Annotated in this window: 20 protein-coding genes; 2 read left to right on the top strand and 18 right to left on the bottom strand. The window is 41.2% G+C overall.

What is annotated here, in order from left to right:
• Positions 1–437: 437 nt before the first annotated feature.
• The 9 genes from ACGLYD_RS04460 to ACGLYD_RS04420 form a co-directional block, all read right to left on the bottom strand.
• Positions 438–1,154: a YtxH domain-containing protein gene (locus ACGLYD_RS04460; RefSeq protein WP_187047292.1), complete on the bottom strand. Its 717-nt coding sequence runs from the start codon at positions 1,152–1,154 to the stop codon at positions 438–440.
• Positions 1,155–1,366: 212 nt separating this feature from the next.
• On the bottom strand, positions 1,367–1,861 hold the full coding sequence (locus tag ACGLYD_RS04455; protein ID WP_067207516.1) for a DUF948 domain-containing protein: 495 nt from the start codon (positions 1,859–1,861) through the stop codon (positions 1,367–1,369).
• Positions 1,862–2,190: 329 nt separating this feature from the next.
• The gene (murC, locus tag ACGLYD_RS04450) at positions 2,191–3,504 is read right to left on the bottom strand and encodes a UDP-N-acetylmuramate--L-alanine ligase (protein WP_067207514.1); all 1,314 of its coding nucleotides are present in this window, start codon (positions 3,502–3,504) and stop codon (positions 2,191–2,193) included.
• Positions 3,505–3,618: 114 nt separating this feature from the next.
• Positions 3,619–6,228: a DNA translocase FtsK gene (locus ACGLYD_RS04445; RefSeq protein WP_354314402.1), complete on the bottom strand. Its 2,610-nt coding sequence runs from the start codon at positions 6,226–6,228 to the stop codon at positions 3,619–3,621.
• Between the two features lie 94 nt (positions 6,229–6,322).
• A complete protein-coding gene (gene ytpR / locus ACGLYD_RS04440) occupies positions 6,323–6,928 on the bottom strand; it encodes a YtpR family tRNA-binding protein (protein ID WP_338652943.1) in 606 nt (201 codons plus the stop codon).
• Positions 6,925–7,743: a DUF1444 domain-containing protein gene (locus ACGLYD_RS04435; protein WP_067207509.1), complete on the bottom strand. Its 819-nt coding sequence runs from the start codon at positions 7,741–7,743 to the stop codon at positions 6,925–6,927. Before ACGLYD_RS04435 ends, ytpR begins: the two co-directional genes overlap by 4 nt.
• A 575-nt stretch (positions 7,744–8,318) precedes the next feature.
• Entirely contained in the window at positions 8,319–8,834 is a 516-nt protein-coding gene (locus tag ACGLYD_RS04430) for a hypothetical protein (protein WP_067207506.1), read from the bottom strand.
• 99 nt (positions 8,835–8,933) lie between these two features.
• Positions 8,934–9,455 carry a DUF84 family protein gene (locus tag ACGLYD_RS04425; protein WP_354314404.1) on the bottom strand — a complete coding sequence of 174 codons (522 nt, stop codon included), beginning with the start codon at positions 9,453–9,455 and terminating at the stop codon, positions 8,934–8,936.
• Positions 9,456–9,529: 74 nt separating this feature from the next.
• Positions 9,530–10,603, bottom strand: a complete 1,074-nt coding sequence (locus tag ACGLYD_RS04420) for a M42 family metallopeptidase (protein ID WP_187047286.1) — start codon at positions 10,601–10,603, stop codon at positions 9,530–9,532.
• A gap of 177 nt (positions 10,604–10,780) precedes the next feature.
• Here ACGLYD_RS04420 and ACGLYD_RS04415 point away from each other — a divergent pair, with 177 nt between their 5' ends.
• Positions 10,781–11,095 (top strand): peptidase M4, encoded by a 315-nt coding sequence (locus ACGLYD_RS04415; protein ID WP_067207498.1) that lies wholly within the window; start codon positions 10,781–10,783, stop codon positions 11,093–11,095.
• A gap of 188 nt (positions 11,096–11,283) precedes the next feature.
• Here ACGLYD_RS04415 and ACGLYD_RS04410 read toward each other — a convergent pair whose 3' ends face one another.
• From ACGLYD_RS04410 to pepV, 5 genes are read right to left on the bottom strand one after another with little or no spacing between them, the layout of a single operon-like run.
• Positions 11,284–12,129, bottom strand: coding sequence for an MBL fold metallo-hydrolase (locus tag ACGLYD_RS04410; protein ID WP_342537883.1), 846 nt, complete (start codon positions 12,127–12,129; stop codon positions 11,284–11,286).
• 33 nt (positions 12,130–12,162) lie between these two features.
• Positions 12,163–12,810, bottom strand: coding sequence for a tRNA (guanosine(46)-N7)-methyltransferase TrmB (gene trmB / locus ACGLYD_RS04405; protein ID WP_067207493.1), 648 nt, complete (start codon positions 12,808–12,810; stop codon positions 12,163–12,165).
• A gap of 19 nt (positions 12,811–12,829) precedes the next feature.
• Positions 12,830–13,810: a nuclease-related domain-containing protein gene (locus tag ACGLYD_RS04400; protein WP_354314407.1), complete on the bottom strand. Its 981-nt coding sequence runs from the start codon at positions 13,808–13,810 to the stop codon at positions 12,830–12,832.
• A gap of 32 nt (positions 13,811–13,842) precedes the next feature.
• Positions 13,843–14,697, bottom strand: a complete 855-nt coding sequence (gene dat, locus ACGLYD_RS04395) for a D-amino-acid transaminase (RefSeq protein WP_354314409.1) — start codon at positions 14,695–14,697, stop codon at positions 13,843–13,845.
• A gap of 2 nt (positions 14,698–14,699) precedes the next feature.
• Positions 14,700–16,106 (bottom strand): dipeptidase PepV, encoded by a 1,407-nt coding sequence (gene pepV, locus ACGLYD_RS04390; RefSeq protein ID WP_187047282.1) that lies wholly within the window; start codon positions 16,104–16,106, stop codon positions 14,700–14,702.
• Positions 16,107–16,377: 271 nt separating this feature from the next.
• Here pepV and ACGLYD_RS04385 point away from each other — a divergent pair, with 271 nt between their 5' ends.
• Positions 16,378–16,599, top strand: a complete 222-nt coding sequence (locus ACGLYD_RS04385; protein ID WP_067207480.1) for a DeoR family transcriptional regulator — start codon at positions 16,378–16,380, stop codon at positions 16,597–16,599.
• A gap of 348 nt (positions 16,600–16,947) precedes the next feature.
• Here the strand turns inward: ACGLYD_RS04385 and ACGLYD_RS04380 are convergent, their stop codons facing one another.
• From ACGLYD_RS04380 to ACGLYD_RS04365, 4 genes are all read right to left on the bottom strand, one after another.
• Positions 16,948–17,667: a pseudouridine synthase gene (locus tag ACGLYD_RS04380; protein ID WP_187047281.1), complete on the bottom strand. Its 720-nt coding sequence runs from the start codon at positions 17,665–17,667 to the stop codon at positions 16,948–16,950.
• A 10-nt stretch (positions 17,668–17,677) separates the two neighbouring features.
• Positions 17,678–19,288, bottom strand: a complete 1,611-nt coding sequence (locus ACGLYD_RS04375) for a polysaccharide biosynthesis protein (RefSeq protein WP_354314410.1) — start codon at positions 19,286–19,288, stop codon at positions 17,678–17,680.
• Positions 19,289–19,566: 278 nt separating this feature from the next.
• On the bottom strand, positions 19,567–19,887 hold the full coding sequence (locus tag ACGLYD_RS04370) for a hypothetical protein (RefSeq protein WP_342537880.1): 321 nt from the start codon (positions 19,885–19,887) through the stop codon (positions 19,567–19,569).
• A 14-nt stretch (positions 19,888–19,901) separates the two neighbouring features.
• Positions 19,902–20,075 carry a hypothetical protein gene (locus tag ACGLYD_RS04365; RefSeq protein WP_342537879.1) on the bottom strand — a complete coding sequence of 58 codons (174 nt, stop codon included), beginning with the start codon at positions 20,073–20,075 and terminating at the stop codon, positions 19,902–19,904.
• Between the last annotated feature and the right edge of the window lie 50 nt (positions 20,076–20,125).

Raw genomic sequence — 20,125 nt, 5'->3', positions numbered from 1 at the left:
CAAGCGCTGGAGGTCTTGAAGATAAAGGCGCTCTTTGCCTTTTCTGCAAGACTGAAGCGACTCGAGGGGCTGGCGCCTGGAGCTAGACAACAAGAAAAGCGGAAGATGCCGGTTAGCCCCGACAAGCGCTGGAGGTCTTGTAGATAAAGGCGTACTTTGCCTTTTTTGCAAGACCGAAGCGACTCGAGGGGCTGGCGCCTGGAGATAGACAACAAGAAAAGCGGAAGACGCCGGTTAGATACGACAAGCGCTGGAGGTCTTGTAGATAAAGGCGTACTTTGCCTTTTCTGCAAGACCGAAGCGACTCGAGGGGCTGGCGCCTGGAGCTAGACAACAAGAAAAGCGGAAACGCCTTGGTAGGAACATTTATACTTGCTTACCTTTAAAAAAAGTCCATCTACTCATATTTGAGTAGACGGACTTTTTTCTATTACTTTTTATTTTTCAAGAATGTCTGACACATAGTTCTGGTTAGTTATTTTATCTTTACCAAGGTTCTCGCTATTACCATAAGAGACATCACTATTGCCAGTTGTAGCTTTCTCAGCATTATTAGCTTTTCCCACGACTGCTTTTTTTACAGCTTCTGCAGTAGCTGTAATACTTTCTTCTCCAGCCTCAATAGTATTTTCAACTTTGGATTTGGCTGTATCAACGAAATCAATAGACTCTTCGCCTTCAGAAGATGCTGTTCCATCATCCATCGGCATAGATGTTTTCGATTTCATCGATTTCACTTTATCGACAAGTTGTCCAGACTGTTCTTGGATTGTTTTCGATAATTCACCAGTCTTCTCTTTTGCGACCGAAGTTAGCTCTGTAGCTTTTTCCTTCGCAACAGAACTGATTTCAATACTCTTATCTTTCAGTTGAGTTGCTTGAGTTGTAAGGTTTCCTCGCATTTCACTACCCGTTTTTGGTGCCAAGAATAGTGCCGCAGCTGCTCCGATAACTCCTCCCACAAGTGCACCCATTAAGAAGCTTCCCGCTCCTGAACTTTCATTTTCATCATAGAAAGAATCTGTATAGTCCTTGTTATAATCATAATTTGTCGGTAGGTATGATGGTTGGCCATACGCATTTTCATAACCTTGACCACCCTGGTTGTATTGTGGGTCATTATTATTTGATTTCACTTTGTTTTCTTCACTCATATCCAATTCCTCCTGTTTTTTAAGTCTATATATATATGTTGAAATAATGAATCCTATTGTATCCGCTACGACGCTAGAAGATGCCTCTCGCCCTAAGCCAGGCAGCTTTCACCACAGTCTTAGGGCTTTCGGTTACCCCAATTATGGCGCCTTCACGTAATTTAAACACGCATTTATATATTCAACTTAAATACTTCATATTTAAGTTCTATTTATCTGCCTTTATTCGGGCTAGGCAATCTCTTTTGGCCTGGTACTGGCTTGTAAACAGTCCACCCTTTCGCGCTTGCCTTACCTGTCTTCCGTTCCTTTACTTTACCCATTATATCGATAACCACATTGCTCCATTGAACGATTTGTGCAATCTTGTCACTGTTCCGTTCTGCCTCTGTAGCGATATTGCTGGAAACCCTTCTAACGGAGGAATTGAGTACTGTGACAGACTCGCCTACGCCTTTCACAGCTTCGACAACAGTGTTCAGTTTTTCGGCTTTCTGCTGAATGTCTTCTGCAAGTTGATTTGTTTTATGAAGAAGTTCTGTTGTTTCCGTTGTTACCCCTTCAAGTTGAGTTGTCAACCCTTCCATTGTTCCAGAAACACTGTGTAATGTGTTCTTCAATGAGGATAGGGTCCTCGCTAAACTAATGCATAAAATCAAAAATGCGATTGCAGCGACAATTGCCGCTATGTACAGTAAATTCTCCACGGTACTGCCTCCTTCAAATACTCATATAACATTGTCTACCCTTGTCGAAGGTAAAATAAACGTTATACACATTATTACTTCTTCGACATTAGTCTTCATTTTCCTTCATCAAACTAGAATTCATTTTATTTTTTGTGACAACTTATTCATTCCCAAAACGAAAAAACAGCTAGCCCTGGATCAAGTTAAATCTTTCCCGTCCAGGGTCAAGCTGTTTTTAATTCATATATATGTTGATATAAAGAATTTCAACGAATTCGTTGCGGCTCAAGGGGATGGCTTCGCTGTTTATATAACTATGCTATACATTCAACTTATATAGTGTCCTGTTAAACCGTTTCTTCTTTATCAAGGTAAGACTTGAATGCGCTCATGTATTTCTGAACATCGCCTGCCCCCATAAAGAGGTATACTGCGTTTCCATGAGATTCAAGTGATTTATTATCATCAAGATCAAGATGCTTTGCACCCGGAATTATATTAATCAAGTCATTAATGGTTAAAATACCTGCCTTTTCACGTGCGGACCCGAATATATCGCATAAATAGACGTGGTCAGCAGTTGAAAGACTTTCCGCAAATTCATTCAAAAGAGCAGCGGTCCGCGTAAATGTATGCGGTTGGAATATCGCAACAATTTCACGGTCAGGATATTTCTGTTGCGCAGTTTGCAATGTCGCCTGGATTTCAGTAGGGTGATGAGCGTAGTCATCCACAATAATTCGATCTGCTATTTCCATTACCGTAAAGCGCCTTTTAACACCATGAAAAGTAGACAGTTTTTCTTGAATAGTGGACGCTTTTACTCCTTCATAATGACAGAGCGCAATTACGCCTAGCGAATTCAAGATTGCATGATCCCCAGCCAGCGGTATTGTAAACGTATGATAAAACTCATTCCTTACAAAAACATCAAAGGATGAACCTTCCACAGTTTTGATGATATTTTTCGCAGCAAAATCATTCGACTCTTCAAATCCGTAATAGAGCACTGGAACATTGGCCTGAATTTTTTGCAAGTGTCTATCATCACCGCAGGCAATTAGGGCTTTCTTCACCCGGAGTGCCATTTCACCAAATGCGTCCATCACATCCGCTAGATCCTTAAAATAATCTGGATGATCAAAATCGATATTTGTCATAATCGCATAGTCAGGTTCGTATGCCAGGAAATGTCTTTTATATTCGCAAGCTTCGAATACAAAGTACTCGCTGTCTGCTGGGCCACTTCCCGTACCATCTCCAATTAAATAGGAAGTAGGTGAATGTCCAGATAACACATGAGCAAGCAAACCCGTAGTCGATGTTTTACCATGTGAGCCTGTAACTCCGATCGATATGAATTTCTCCATATACTTTCCTAAAAAGTCATGGTATCGAATAATTTCGAGGCCAAGTTCCTTAGCCCTTATAAGTTCTGGATGGCTATCAGGAAATGCATTTCCTGCGATAACTGTCATTCCTGATTTAATATTGTTTTCATCAAATTTCAACACAGTTATTTTTCTTTCATGAAGCGGATCTTCTGTGAAGAACCATTTCTCCACGTCTGAACCTTGTACTTCATTCTCAGAATCGTGAAGTATTTGGGCGAGCGAACTCATTCCAGCGCCCTTAATGCCAGTAAAATGGAACAACGTCATAATGCAACCTCCCGGGATCATTTCTGTTCCCCTTAATTAAATATCATTAGTTTATTCCCTCTACAATTATCAGTTAAGTATTTTGATTTACAGCCCGCATTGCAAGGCTCCTTACTATTCTATACGATCTGTAAGTCGATCGAGATCACTTTCTGTCAAAAAGACATCACGTGCCTTACTTCCCCGCGGCCCTGAGATGAATCCACTTTTCTCCATTCGATCCATTAGTTTGGCGGCTCGATTGTATCCGATACTAAAATTACGTTGTAACAGAGACGTTGATGCACTGCCTGTTTCATGGATAAAGAGACAAGCCTCTTCAAAAAGTGGATCGGCTCCTTCTTCTTCAATACTACTTGCAAGAAGGTCTTCTTGGCCAAATAAATAATCTGGTGTTGCCTCATTCCGAACGTGTTCTATTATACGCTCTATTTCCTCATCCGTGACAAATGTACCTTGTAGTCGAACGCCAGAAGATTGTCCATTTCCAATGTATAGCATGTCACCTTTCCCAAGAAGCCTTTCTGCTCCAGGGGAATCAATTATTGTCCTAGAATCGATTTGTGATGAAACTGAAAATGCGATTCGTGTTGGGATATTCGCTTTGATTGTACCTGTAATAACATCGACAGAAGGACGCTGTGTCGCGATGATCAAGTGGATACCGCATGCACGTGCTTTTTGTGCAATTCGACTAATTGATACTTCGACATCTGCCGGCGCCATCATCATTAAATCTGCAAGTTCATCAATGACAATTAAAAGATAAGGCATCTTCAAAGAGAACCGACGACTTTCTACAACTGCTTTATTGTAACGCTCGATATCCCTCACACCTGCATGAGCAAGTAGCTCGTAACGTCTTTCCATTTCCGCCACTGCCCATTTTAGTGCAGCAGTTGCAGCTTTGACGTCCGTAATCACAGGACTAATTAGATGTGGTATGCCGTTGAATGGTGCAAGTTCTACCATTTTAGGGTCAATCAGCATCATTTTCAAGTCTGTTGGTGTAGCTTTGTAAAGCAAACTGACCAAAATCGAGTTAATGCAGACGGATTTACCTGAACCTGTAGCCCCAGCAATCATACCATGTGGCATCTTGCGGAGATCTAAGGTTACTGGTGTTCCAGTTAGGCTTAATCCAAGCACAGCCTCAAGGGGAGACGTGGAAGCTCTGAACTGTTCCGTCGCAATAACTTCGGATATCCGAACAGGTCTTGTCTTCCGATTTGGAATTTCAATTCCTATGGAACTTCTTCCGGGAATCGGTGCTTGGATACGAATATCTTCGGCTGCTAGCGCCAATTTTAGGTCATCTGTTAAATTACGTACTTTACTCACTTTAGTCCCCACTCCGACAGTCAGTTCAAAACGAGTGACTGTCGGACCTTGCATCGCTTCGATAACGGTCGCTTTAACCGCAAAGTGCGACAACGCTTCCTCAAGCTTTTCAGATTGCGATTCCAGCCACTCTGTATCTTCGATTTGTGATTCAGGGGGGATCAGATAATCCAGTGACGGGAATGCGTAATAGGGTTCCTCTTCTTCTAAGGTTTCGCCAGCTATTTCTTTCGTCTCTACCAAAACCTCTTCTCGAATGTCGACCAAAGGTTTCGTACTTATCGGCTCAGAGATAGTTACTTTTTTGCTTTCATTTGGAACTTTAACACTTAAAGGTTCTACTACTTTTAGCTTCTCTTTATCGGACTTCAACATCAATACATTGAATGGAACAGTCAGTTCTTTTTTTGTTACTTGACTTTGTTGTTCTACCAATTCTGGAATGCCTGGAGAGGGCTCTACTTTTACTTCAGCCTCTACATCAGGTAACGCATCCTTAGTATGGTCCACTTCATCCGAAATAATTCCCTTAAAGTCCTCTTCAATCACTAGTGATTCGATTGTAGCAAATTCATCCTTAGAAAGCTCTATGGCATCTGGCAATACTACGGTCTCTTCGTCCTCAGTTACTGTCGTTTCAGTTTCGTAGACTTCAACTTTTAGCGGCTCTATCTCACTAGATGTGAGTTCTCTGCTGTCATTTTCAATCACAAAGTCCTCGTTCAAAATTGGTATACTACTCGTTTTTTCATTTTCATAATAATATTCATCCGTCTTTGTCAACTGTGATTCTGTAACAACTACCTTTTCTTCCGGTGGCTGCGACTTCACTTCTTCCGTTTTTAAAGGTGTCGTTACTTCTCTCCTTGGATTAATAAATCCATGAACGGGCGAAGGTACTGCGGTCGGTGTAAATGGCTTACTGGAACGTTTTTGTACCGTCACATTCACTTTCGGTGGAAGTTCCTCCTGAAGAGCCTTTTTTGTGGAGGAGAAAGAACTTCTTTTTTCTTTCTCTTTTACGCCATATTTTTGTAATGAATCAGCCCTAAAGATATTGACTGTTCTGTTATCACTTGGCCATTTAGCATTTTCGGAAAGTGGTTTCGTTTCATAATTATCGTCCGCATCTTTATTTTTAGTTGTGTATTTCGGATAATCTACTTCAGTAACAGATTCATCGTCCCAACCATATATTTCTGCATCTGAGATAATCGGAAAGCGAAATGATGTGTTGTTACTAGTTTCATTTTTATTTAATGATTCGTCAATTTCATTTTCAGTTTTTTCATATTCTGGTTCCACTTTATTATTGTCTTCATCCGGTCCAAATAACCGGTCTACTATTGTTTTAAACCAACTCAAGACTATCACTCTTTTCATGTCAATCACTCTATTTTAACAGTACTGACACGACAAAATCAAATCAATTTATGAAAACAAAAAAACGTACCAAACCGGTACGTTTTTCGTGCTCTTATTTTGTGAAGATTTCACCAGTAACAGCATTGTTATCTAGTACTAAAATCCCTTTTTCTTCAGGCGCGTCAGGCAAACCTAGTTCTTTTGCTGAGCAAATCATTCCAGCCGATGGAACCCCACGCAATTCTGCATCACGAATGACCATTCCAGATGGCATAACAGCTCCAACTTTCGCGACAACAACCTTCTGGCCCGCATCCACATTCGGTGCTCCACAGACAATTTGAACTGTTTCACTGCCAACATCGACCGTGCAAACACTTAACTTATCGGCGTTCGGATGCTTTTCTTTTGTCAAAATATGTCCTACAACAAACTTTGGTGTAAAGTCTATGTCAAGTTTAATCTCTACGCCATTCTTTAGAAGTGCGTCTTGCAATTGCCCTGCCACCTCTTCAGTCAGCTCAACTTCCCCGACCGCTTCATTTTTCACGTAAGATGATGCATTGAATAGGTTAAATGCAGTTAATTCTCCAGTAACCTCGTCATGGATTAACGTAACATCCCCTTGTGACTTAGTTACAATAGATTCTGGACGTGTAAGTGCAAGCTGCACAAGCAACACATCTCCAACACCATTTATGTTATAAAAAATATTCACTTTTTCTTTCCTTCCCTTCTTGCTAAACGATTTTTAGCCATAATGAAAATTGGTTCAAGTTTTCCATCTTCATAGATAAATGATAAAGATGTAACCGGTACAGTGCCAGTGGTAAAGAAATGCATAGCCATTTGCGCAAGTACATCATACCCCGTATCGTTCCGGATATCACCAATAATTAGTACATCTTGGTGTGGGACAGAAACAGTCATATGACCCTCGATTTTCGCTTCCATCTCTTTCAGAAATGTGCTGTTCAATATTCTGCTAGCATCATAGCCATCGTTATTATTGACAAAGTAATAGATGTTACCCGAAACTTCATCCTTCTTCATCGCGGTCGGTAATGCTCTTACGCGGAATAATGCAGACTCTGTTATCTCCGTTTCAGACATACCAAGAGACTCCAACATACTTTCATCAATTAACCGGTAGGTAGTTCCAAGGTCAAGTGCATAATAGATACACGTTTCAGCCGTATGGTCCTTCATAAGAAAACGATGTCCTACAGCAGATTCTTTCGGAAACGATGAAGACCTGATCACAGGATAAATAATCGTACTATCAGAGAATCCTATTGATTGTTCTTTTTCCATCGCTTTAAACGTCTCACCAATTGTATAAACTATTTCTTTTATTGCCGCCTCTTTTTTCTGTTCATATTTCACAAGAATTTCCGGGAGTGAAATATCCATCCCTTTTTTTAGAACCGAATGCTCTAGACGAACCTTATCCGTTTTCCGGTCAAATCGCCACTTGAAATGTTCAGATGGAAGATGCTCTTTTAAAATTTCAACAAGCTGCGCAGAATTCATCTATTTTTCCCTCCATTCATTATGAAAAGCGTAAGACGCCTTAAAGGAACGCAGCTTAAGTACGCGACGTCCTGTCGCAACGACTGCATACCTGCATCCTTGCAGGCACGACGTGGCGGTCCTTTGCCACATAGTTGGATTGCTTATGACCCGAGCGGCTGGCGCCTGGAGCCTAGACAATAAGAAAAGCGTAAGGCGCCTTAAAGGAACGCAACTTAAGTACGCGACGTCCTGTCGCAACGACTGCATGCCTGCATCCTTATAGGCACGACGTGGCGCACTTTGCCACATAGCTTGATTGCTTTCAAGGAACCTAGCCTAAGTACGCCGCGTCCTGCGGCAATGGCTACGTGACCCACATCCTGTGGGCCTCCAAGCGGCTGGCGCCTGAAGCCTAGACACTTAGAAAAGCGCAAGGCGCCGTTTAGACGCGACGGGCATAAGTCAATCCAGCGACGTGGCGCACTTTGCCACATAGCTGGATTGCTTATGCCCCAAGCGGCTGGCGCCTGAAGCCTAGCCACTGTTCCTTGTCGAAAATCTTATACCTTCTTACTTTTCTCGGAAAATTGCATCTATTCTTGATTAATAGAACGCACGATTTCCATCATTCTTGCTAGGTTTTCTTCGATGTTTCCTTTTTTCGTCATTGTCGTCATTTTTGATCCGCCCACGCTCGTCATAAGCTCAACATCGTCATTGCCGCTTTTGATTACCGCCGCAAAACCAAAAATGCCTTCATCCGTAAACGTTGCCTGCTCGACAATTTCTTTACTTTTATCAGCAAGAAGCAAATCATAAAACAGTTTACTGTCATTTTTTTCATTTGGATTGACAAAAAGGATAAATGTTTCTTCTTTTTTCGTAAAGACGATATTTTGTGCATCTGACTTATCATTCATCTTAAATCCGGCAGGTAGATATAGTTTAATGCCGTCAATCTCTTCAGTACGTTTTTTATCATTCGAGTGAAATGCTTCTCTCGCCGCTTCGACTCCTGAAGTTGCACTTTCGTCAAGCGTTTTTCCACATGCTACAAGCGTTAATACAGATATCGTCAACAGGAATATGAATTTCCATTTTCGGAACATTCGATTTCCCCCAATCATTAATTTAAACACTATTTATCATTTTAATGTTGTTACGGATTACTTGCAACCAAAACACGTTGCAATCAAGCACTTCGATATTTACTGGGATTGCAGATGGTATTTATATTGTCCCACCAAAAGCTGTAAAATATGTACGAATAGTTCATCGCGTTTTACCGCGTTCGCAGTCAGCATTCCGATAGCTCCTTCCTTCATCCGAATTCCGCTCGACTTGAAATAAGTATCGACAACCGGACCCAGTTCTTTCCCGGTCATCAACTCATCCGCAATTTCTTTCGGTAATGGAATCTGTGCACCTCCCGCTGTAAACCTCGTCCCATCAGGAAGTGTCAACGCACCCCAGTTACAGAGGTACATCTGTCCCTCAAGAATCCGTACACCACCTTCCAGCCCGATTCCAATTGCACTTGCTCCCTTCCCCGCTGCGCGTAGTGCACGATTAATTGCACCAAGCCTAGTTTCATCATCACTAAAAGGTTGGTCTGAAACACCTGATCCTACGTCAGTCTCAGCAATAAGTGCCTGCGGAAAATGAATTGCCAAAACTGCCTTAACTGCTTTTACTTTTGCAGGGTTCGTAGATCCTATCATAAATTCCATTCATATCCTCCTCCATTCATCCAAGTAAAAAAACGTCCTCTACGCCATTTAATAGCGCAAGGACGGATTTCAGATTATACGTTACTTTTGATCGTTTCTACCGTTGTCTTATCACACGCCTTAACAAGTTTCACAAGAAGCTCTTTCGCTGCTGCGTAGTCGTCGGTGTGAATGATAGATCCCGATGTATGGATGTAGCGTGAACAAATACCAATGACAGCACTTGGAACACCTTCATTCGACGTATGGACCCGTCCTGCATCCGTCCCCCCCTGTGAGAGGAAGTACTGATAAGGAATATTATGTGTCTCTGCCATATCAAGGATGAATTCGCGCATACCGCGGTGAGTTATCATAGAACGGTCAAAAATCCGGAGTAATGTCCCTTTTCCAAGTTGACCGAATTCATTTTTGTCACCCGTGGCATCATTTGCTGGACTTGCATCTAGCGCAAAGAATAAATCCGGATTGATCATCGTTGCGGCTGCCGCAGCACCACGAAGTCCAACTTCTTCGAGAACATTTGCCCCGGAGTACAAATTATTCGGCAATTTTTCACCGTGCACTTCTTTTAACAATTCGATTGCGAGTCCGCAACCATAGCGATTATCCCAAGCTTTAGCAAGTATTTTCTTGTCATTCGCCATCGGAGTGAACGGGCTAACTGGAACAATTTGCTGACCTGGACGAATGCCGATTTTCTTCGCATCTTCTTTATCGTCTGCACCAATATCGATAAGCATATTTTTTATATCCATTGGTCTATTTCGTACTTCATCACTTAACAAATGCGGCGGAATCGAACCAATGACACCAATAACTGGACCGCTATCCGTAATAATTTCAACGCGTTGCGCTAGTAGTACTTGGTTCCACCATCCGCCAAGCGGTTGGAAACGAATCATTCCGTTATCCGTAATCTGACTAACCATAAATCCAACTTCATCCATATGACCCGCAACCATTATACGCGGGCCATCTTCAGGCCCTTTTCTAACGCCAAAAATACCCCCCAGATTATCTTGGATCAATTCATCAGAATACTTCCCAAGTTCTCCACGCATATAACCACGAACTGCATGTTCATTACCAGGGGCACCCGGAAGTTCGGTCAAAGTCCTAAACATTTCAAGTGTATCTTTTTGCATTAAATAGTTCCTCCCACTTTTCATATATGTACCTACTGTATATAGTGTAGTCGATTATTCAGAAACTTTCCATCGTTTAATTCGGAAATCGAATTACTATTTCAATAGACTGGCTTGGCAAAGATAAGTAAAATTGTGGTACACTGTTTGAAATACCGACTATAGGGGGTAAAAAGAATGAAAGTATCAGATTTCCTAGCAGGAGTATTAACGGGTGTTGCGGCTGGTATTGTTGTTAGCGAAACAATCGATCGAGTTAACCAAAATGTTTCAGCAGACTCTGTTCTAAACACAATTAAAGATGCTTTTAAAAATGAAGGTCCGATAGATGGTTCATGGATCGTCATGAAAACTGAGCCTTTCACAAACAAAGTCATTACAATGGACGTTTACCGCGGCGGCATATCACGCATTAAAGAAGGCGAACTGGAACAATTCGAATTTGCAGCAGATGCAAAAACAGGTACAGTCGTTGAACTCATAAAAGCTTAAAACAATGCGCCGAAGTCTATATATATCAATAAAAACCGTCACATTCCCAGACTCCTCTGGTAGTGTGGCGGTTTTTTAATTAACCAATGGCTATATATGTTGAGCTTATAAAGACGTGCAGCGATCAGGCTTAAGGCGGGAAGCATCCCGAGCGCGGGAGCGAAATTAATGGAATTCTTTAACCCAACCTAACTAGAAACTGTAACGGATTCGATGATTTCTTTTCCGCTAGCATCCCATTTTACAAGTCTATAATAGGCATCATGATAAAACGTAAACTTATAGCCCCCAGCAAGCGCCTCTATCATCAATTTCTCTTTAGCAAAGATTGACGTCATTGGGTAATCATCAAAAGCCAGAACCCACAACGGATTACTATGTGCTTGTGTAGGCATAATATCAGCCATATGAAGAATCGTCTCACCATGCTGTGTCAATTTAATAATACTATGACCATCGCTATGACCGCCTGTATGGATCATTTCGATTCCTGGCATGATTGTAATGCTTCCTTCGAATGTCTTCACCTGCTGCTCAACAGGCTCCCAGTTCTCTTTTAAATATGTATTTCTGGAACGAATATTCGGATTACGTACTTCATCCCATTCGATTTGTGAAACGTAAATTTCAGCATTTGGGAATACAGAAACAAAATCCCCTTCGCGTAATTCCGTCAAACCCGCTGCATGATCATTATGCAAGTGCGTCATGAGAATAATATCGATGTCTTCTGGCGACAAACTGAGCTCAGCAAGATTCCCCTCAACCCTTGCCTCTTCAACTATGCCTAGATTCTTCATCATTTTCTCACTGAGTTTCCCTTTTCCATGCCCTGTGTCAATCAATATATTTTTTCCTTTATACTGAATGAGAATCGGATCGTTTCTCATTTTAATACGGTTTTGTTCATCCGCTTCATAACGTCTTGACCACAGTGCTTTTGGAACAACCCCAAACATAGTTCCGCCGTCTAAAAAATTGCCACTACCATCCAGCCATGTCAACGTCATATCATGAAATGTATAAGTATCCACAGAAACATTCCCCCATTCCCTTACTTGTTTCTATCAAGAATTAGTAAAATGTGATTCAAGTCTGTATATCGGGTGTCCTTTTGCTGAAAACTTCTCTTCATATTCCGTCATAATATTATCTTCCGGCATTTCTGCATGCAAATCAAGCGATACAAAACCTAACTTCATACCGTACTGAGACATTGAGACGAGTGAGTACTCGAACAACAGACGGTTATCTGTTTTAAAGTGAATTTCTCCACCTTCTGCTAGTACCTCTTCATAAAGTTTTAAAAATGTTTCATGCGTCAATCTTCTTTTCGCATTTCTCGTTTTCGGCCACGGATCAGAAAAATTTAAATACACCCTATCTATCTCCCCTTTGTGGAAGATCTTTGCAAGGTCCATTCCATTTGCACGGAATAGTCGTAAATTTGATGGCTTTTCTGCTTCAACAGCCTTTTCAAGCGCAGATACGATAACGTTGTCAAAATGCTCAATGCCAATATAATTCACATCTGGATTGGCAACAGCCATACCAATTATAAATTGGCCCATACCTGATCCAACTTCAATGTGTATTGGATTGCCATTACCAAACAGGGTATGCCATCCATTCATCATTTTTTCTGGTTCAGCTAATAGGATATCTGGGTGTTCTGCCATGTAGTCTCTTGCCCATGGTTTATTACGAAGCCTCATTATATACACTCTTTTCTATTTATAGGTTATTGCCATCTTCTGGTTGTTCTTCATCGCCAAATAATCTGCTTATTGAAGTAGTTTGCCCCACGTCAAGTATTGCCTGGCCCGCTTTGAATTGCGTAGATTTCATCGGAACCGGCAATTTCTGAAGTGCAGAAAACCAGTCCTCATATGACCGTCTATCGATAATATCAACATCGAATGCCGAACCTGGGTGATCGATATACCCGTTACGTGAAATCAAATATTTACGTACAGGAAAATCGATACCTTGTGCTTTCAATATACTCGAAACAATCTTTTCAGTTCTGTTCAGTGCTATAAGCGGGCTTAGAAATTTCGTTTCTTTTTCCCCAAGCTTCTTTAACCAGAATCTGTCCCCGCTCCCACTAAACGCTGCAACGTCTTCTTTCTCAAGCACCGTAATACACATGCATTCAACAGGTGTCACAATGATAATGTCTAGTTCAACAGGTGCTTTCTTCAGTAGTAAGATTGGATAATAGAACAACAAATAATTATCCGGAAGATTCTGAGCGAAACTTCGTAAAAGTGGATCTCGGAAAAAGCGAGATTCAACCCTTGACTTGTCCATTAACGTCGAACTTGCCCACTTGATTTGAAAATGAAATAGTTGATCCAAATAAAGTCTTCTTAAGTGCTCAAGACTTGAGGGGTTATGAATCAGATTTGGACTAAACCCAAAATTCTCTTCCTTATCGCCTTTTTCATCTTCGCTATTGTCGTGATATTTCTCTGCCTCAACATCTTTACGTTGGCCGAAGACCCGAAGTAAAGGAGAAAACCATTTGTTCTCTTCCGGTTCTACTACCTCTTTAATATCCTGTTGCCATTCTGATAAATCAGCTCCACTTTCCCACTGGGTCTTCATACGTTCCCATTGATACCTTTTCAAACGGATATACTGCGAAGGATAACGCGTAAGATCTTGCTCGTAACGGGAGACATAGTCAAGCAGTTTAACAAGTTGCGCCATGTCCATTCACTCCAATCACATACTATACATTATTATTCATCCGCTATAAAAGATGGGATTTGCGAGCTGAATGCTTTTTGTAACTTCATTGTCAATGGTCCCAATATTCCCGAGCTTACAGGACGTCCGTCGATTGAAATGACTGGCGTTACTTCAGATGTCGTTGACGTTAAGAAAAATTCATCCATTTCAAAAGCTTCATCTATTGTAAAGGATTTCTCGACGACAGGAATTCCTTGCTCCTCACACAGACCAAGTACAACTTGACGCGTAATTCCATTCAAAATAAGATTTGTCACAGGATGAGTATAGACTGTTCCACCCTTTACCCCAAACATATTCGATGCAGAACCTTCGGTAACAACGCCGTCACGGTGAAGCAATGCCTCTATACAACCCGCTTCATGCGCTTCTTGCTTAGCGAGAACATTGCCAAGCAAGTTAAGGCTTTTAATATCGCAACGCAGCCAACGGACATCCGCTACTGACTTGACCCCAACTCCGTTTTCTATGCCCATCATAGGTCTTGGGTTGTTAATTGCATATCCAGTCACAACTGGTGGGACTGTCGGATCAGGGAATTGGTGCATCCTTGGTGCGGATCCCCGTGTCACTTGGATATAAACGTGTCCAACCAAAATATTATTTTTCGCCACTAATTCACGGGCAATCTCCATCAATTGTACTTCAGCATAAGGGATTGTCATCTTTATCTTCGTAGCACTTTGAAATAAACGATCAATATGTTCTTCCGCAGTATATAATTCTCCACCATATACTTTAATTACCTCATACACGCCATCACCAAAATAATAACCGCGATCATCAATCGAAATAGCCAATCCATCACGTTCTGTAAACTGTCCATCAATAAAGTATACTGTCATCCTTATTCCCCTTCCGTTTTTTCAGATACGAGTCGGCTGATTGCATCTGCATAGATCCCAGTTGCTTTCACTAAATCATCTATATAAACATATTCATCTGCCTGATGAGCTACGTCTTCCCTGCCAGGAAATAGCATACCAAAAGCAACCCCTTTTTCAAGGACACGTGCGTACGTTCCTCCCCCGATTGCCAATAGTTCTGCATGTTCTCCAGTATGATCAGTATACACTTCTTGCAACGTCCGAATAAGGGGGTCGTTTGCGTCCACATGATGCGGTGCAGAGTTCGATCCAATATCGACCGAAAAAGGTGTTTCCGTTAACCGTTTCATACATGTCGTCATTTTCTCTTCAAATAGATAGCTGACTGAATAACGCATACTAACATTAATTTCCCCACCACTTGTGGGATTGTATGTCACGATACCCGCATTCAGCGTTGTATCGCCTGACATTTCATCATTGAACGCCAAACCTAAGAACAGTCCTCGAGATTCATTAGCAAATGCATCAAACATGAATTGTGTAAAGTCTTTTGATTGACCTTCTTTCAATATGCGATTCAGGAAAGAAGCAAGTAGGACGGCGGCATTGACGCCATTATCTGGCTCCATTGCATGTGCTGATTTTCCATTCAAACTGATGATGGTCTTACCACTATCAGTGGAAACTCCCCCTGTTACGTCATGAATATTCAAAAATGTAACAAACTGTTCATTGTCAAATACAACTTCCTCTGCCAGGTGTGCCTCTGCATAATCTGGCACCATATTTGTCCTATTTCCTGACTTGAATAGCAATAGTTGTCCATCTGAAGTTACTACCTTTTGTTTAAATAGGATAGAAGCAATTCCTTTTTCGGCGTTAATGATGGGAAAATCAGCATCTGGCGCAAATCCAATAGTTGGCATTTCTTCTTTTTCAAAATAGCGCTTCACACATCGAAAACCACTTTCTTCATCTGTTCCGATAATGAGCCGCACTCGTTTGTTCATCGTGATACCTGAATCCCGGACTATTTTCATCGCATGCCAAGCGGCTATAGTCGGTCCTTTATCGTCAATGGCACCACGACCAAACAGCTTTCCGTCCTCGATAGTACCGCCAAACGGCTCATGTATCCAATTACTTCCTGCTGGCACGACATCGACATGGCAAAGGATCCCGATGAGTTCGTCCCCTTCCCCCATCTCAATATGCCCCGCCATATTATCTACATTTTTCACAAGCATTCCCGCTTTTCGACCTTCTTCTAACAGCCAGTCGAGTGCACGTTTTGGTTCCGGTCCGAATGGTAAATCTTTAGTTGCCGCACTTTCATCAAGTACAGAAGGGATAGCGATTAAACTTTGTAAATCAGCTAGCAGAGATTCTTGTCTTTTTAAAGCTTCATTTTCCCAATTAGACATTCAAGGCACCTTCTTTCACAATAAGTCTATTTTCACACGTTAGCCCAAGAAAATAAAGAGGAATCATCTTTTACAGACTCTTTACAATAAAATTCATGCAAACTTCACGAGAATACGTTATACTAGTATTGTCAGAAGATTTAATCTGACTTTTCAACTTTTTCGAAAGGATGTGCGTCGTCAGGGATAATTTCAACGTGCTTTAGGCAACATTCATAAGTCTCATGACCAAACCTTTTTGGAAAATGAAGATGAAGGGGTGATTCCACACTTGAAACCTGCAACTGATCGTATGCTTACACGCATAAAGGATATCTATTTTTATATCCTTGATAATGGCACTGTAACTACCGAAAACCTGGTCGAAGAATTTGGCATCACTCACCGTACGGTCCAAAGGGATTTAAATGTCCTTGAATACAACGAGCTCATTATGAGCCCGGTACGCGGTAAATGGACGACGACAGCAAAAAAAGTGAAGTTATCTTCGTGACCCGCACATGACCTAGAAAAGCAAAAAGCGCCAGCTCTCATACCTGCTTCACGTAGGTATAAGGGAGCTGGCGCTTGGAGCCTGTATATAACAAAAGCGGAAACGCCTGTTTAGCCCCAAAAAGTAGGAGGGATGCAAGTTCAATCCCTCCCGGTAGCCTTGATGATAAAAGCACTCTTTGCCTTTAATCAGCAAGACAGAAACTGCATGACCCGCGTCGTGTGGGGCTAGGCGCTGGAGTCTAGACGTGAAATTTTCAAATGGTAACTTATCCACAGTACGAGATTTCATTATTTTCTAGACAAACAATAAAGAGCTGAACCGTATTCTTAAACGGCTCAGCCCTTTTTATTTTCCAGAAATCTGCATGAGTTGCTGTAATTCCTCTTCCGTCAATTCTCGGTATGATCCAAGCGCTAAAGTTTCATCCAAAGATAAAGGCCCCATCGATAAGCGTTTTAAGTAAACAACTTGCTTACCAACCGCTTCAAACATTCGCTTGACTTGATGGTATTTCCCTTCCGTAATCGTCAACTCGATTTCGGAAATATCCGCTGATTTCAATATGCGCAGCTGACCAGGCTTCGTCTCATAGCCATCATCCAGAGTAACACCCTCTGAAAACTGCTTGGTATCTTCTTCTGTAACAATTCCTTCGATATGAGCATAATACGTTTTCGGCACCCCTTTTTTAGGTGACAATAAGTTGTGCGCAAGTTTTCCGTCATTCGTCAGTAACAAAAAACCTTCTGTGTCTTTATCTAACCTTCCAACAGGAAACATTTCAAAAATGTTATATTCTTCATCTAATAAATCAATAACTGTCTGGTCCCTTTTATCTTCAGTAGCAGACAAGACTCCTTGTGGCTTATTCATCATTAGGTACATAAATTCTTTATAGACGACTTTTTGACCCAGTACCGTTACTTCATCCTTCACTGTATCTACATGCAGTGCGGCATCTTTCACTGCCACTTCATTAACCCGTACGGAACCTTTTTTCATCAAAATCTTTACTTCTTTTCGCGTACCAAATCCCATGTTCGACAATAATTTATCCAAACGCATTTTATTCCTCCTAAAAGCCTAATTTCTTGGTAAATCTAGTCAATCGCTCTCCGAATAATTTCTGTGCGAGACCCGTTTTAAGCGATAGATAACCGTAAATTGCAGCACCAACAGTAGCGCATATCAAAATATACAAGATAGACTGCATTTTTCCGTCGGCAGGACTGATTGCTGTCAGACCTTTCAGTGTAAATGTGACAGCTATTAACATAATGACATTTAATATAGCGATAAGGATAAGTCTTCTAAACACCATTTTCGACCTGTAATTAAGGGTCTTAGTAATGATGGCGATATTAATGCCTACCGCGACTGTATAGCCAATTGAAGTCGCCATAATGGCACCATTCGTTTCAAATATTTTGATGAGCGGTATATTCAGTACCAGTTTGAAAAACAGTCCGAGTAACGAAGTGAAAACTATCCATTTATGTCGGTCGATGCCTTGCAAAATGGCTGCTGTCACCGTATATAAGCCAAATAAAATCGCGACCGGGGCATAATTCGCTAGTATCTCTGCACCCATTGCATCTTTTTCATATAGAAATTGGTAGAACTCATTTGACAAAACGATTAATCCGATAACGATTGGTACCGTCAAGAACAGCATAATCTGATAGGTCTGATCAAGTGAATTTGTAATCCCTTTTTGATCATTTTTCGCATAATAACTTGTAATGACCGGAATAAGAGCCATTGAAAATCCTGTCGCAATCATGACTGGTATCATGACGACTTTATGCGTTAAAAAGTTTAGCATCGTTAAATAGATGTCAGTTACCTTTGCAAAGCCGATTGAAGACATCGCCTCGTTAAAAGTAATCATATCAACGAATTGATAAAGGGGATTAATAACCCCTACCAGGACGAAGGGCAAGATATAAGCAAATACTTCTTTGTACATGTCTTTGAATGAAACGTCACTTGATGAAGTACTATTCGCAAGAAGATGGTCGAATTCTGGTTTATAACTTTTCCAATACTTGAACAAGACAGCGAGACCCGCAAGCGCCCCGATAAACGCCGCAAATACCGCGAAGTTCACTGCAGTTTTCGGAGATCCATGCATGAAGTTCACGACAATAAACGCTCCTGCCAGAACGACAATAATTCGCACAACCTGTTCTACTAACTGAGAAACCGAAGTCGGCATCATTTTTTGATTGCCCTGTAGGAAGCCTCGCACGATACTCATAAGTGGAACGGCAAGCAGTGCATAACTGACCCAGCGAATCACATTTGCAATCTCTTCAATTGTGAAGATTTGTTCATCATCTTTACGAACAAGTTTCGCAATCGGTTCAGCTAAAAAGTACAGCGTTAAAAAGGAAAGTATTCCTGTGACTGCCATCACAAGCATCCCTGACTTTAACAATTTCCGTCCAGTTGCATAATCGCCACGAGCATTATATTTTGCTACGAATTTTGAAATCGCAAGTGGTGCTCCTGATATCGCGATAGCTAACGCGATATTGTATGGGATGTATGCATATTGATAGAGACCGATACTTTCTTTCCCAACGATTGCGTAAAATGGAATAACGTATAATAGTCCAAGCGCTTTCGATAAAAATAGACCTATTGTCAGTATAAAGGTCCCTTTTACAAGATTTGATGACATGTTTGATCCTTCCATTCTCCCTAAATCTACTTAACAGTTTACCCCCAGACGACGCTTTTCACAATGTATATCCGTCATTAGTGTGGAATAGAGAAAAACTGAAAGTGTGGTTTCCATTATATATGACGTCATCATATGATAATTAGTTAGTCAAACGTACAGACCAGTAAAAAAAGCGGGCAGTCGCCAAAGAAAAATCAGGCTACCCATCTCCACTGGATTCTGGAGAAAAGGCAGCCTAATTTTGTTCTGTATGTGTCTCTAATTACTAGGTAAACTCAGTATGATTCATCTCGTTTTATTTTAATGTTTTCGTTAGCAATCAGTACACCTTGCTTAAATTCTTCATAGTCAGGCTCTGTTGAGTTTAGGAAGCATGTGGTAGCAATTTTTTTCGCAATCAATCTCCTACCTTTTCTGACGACATCCATTCCCCCTGCATGGCTAATCAATTTATGATAGATGCGCTGACACTCTTTTTGTTGAAAAGCATCGTGTCTTATTTTCTCGTTCTCCGCGCTTGTTGGATACGACTGCTCTTGATATCCCTCTTGCTGACTTATATGCTGTTCAACTTCGCTATTTACTTCTCTAGTCATTCCGTACCCTCTTCCTATTCTTCGTTAAAGTAAATATACTCTACTTCCTCATCATTCCAATTTATCACAGGCACTATCCCAGTCTTGGGATAGAAGTTTGCAAACACTTCTACTCGCACTATTCTTGAAAGTTTTATTGTTAAACCATTTTTAATTGTACCACATGCCGTCGTTATATTTTCTTCCATTTTGACCGCCCCTACTATTTTTCAATGATGCTGTGTTAAACTGTTATTTA

Source organism: Sporosarcina sp. SG10008, from assembly GCF_044569405.1.
Taxonomy (GTDB): Bacteria; Bacillota; Bacilli; order Bacillales_A; family Planococcaceae; genus Sporosarcina; species Sporosarcina psychrophila.
Note: the sequence above shows the minus strand (reverse complement) of the source record. Positions and strands in the feature narration are given on the sequence as shown.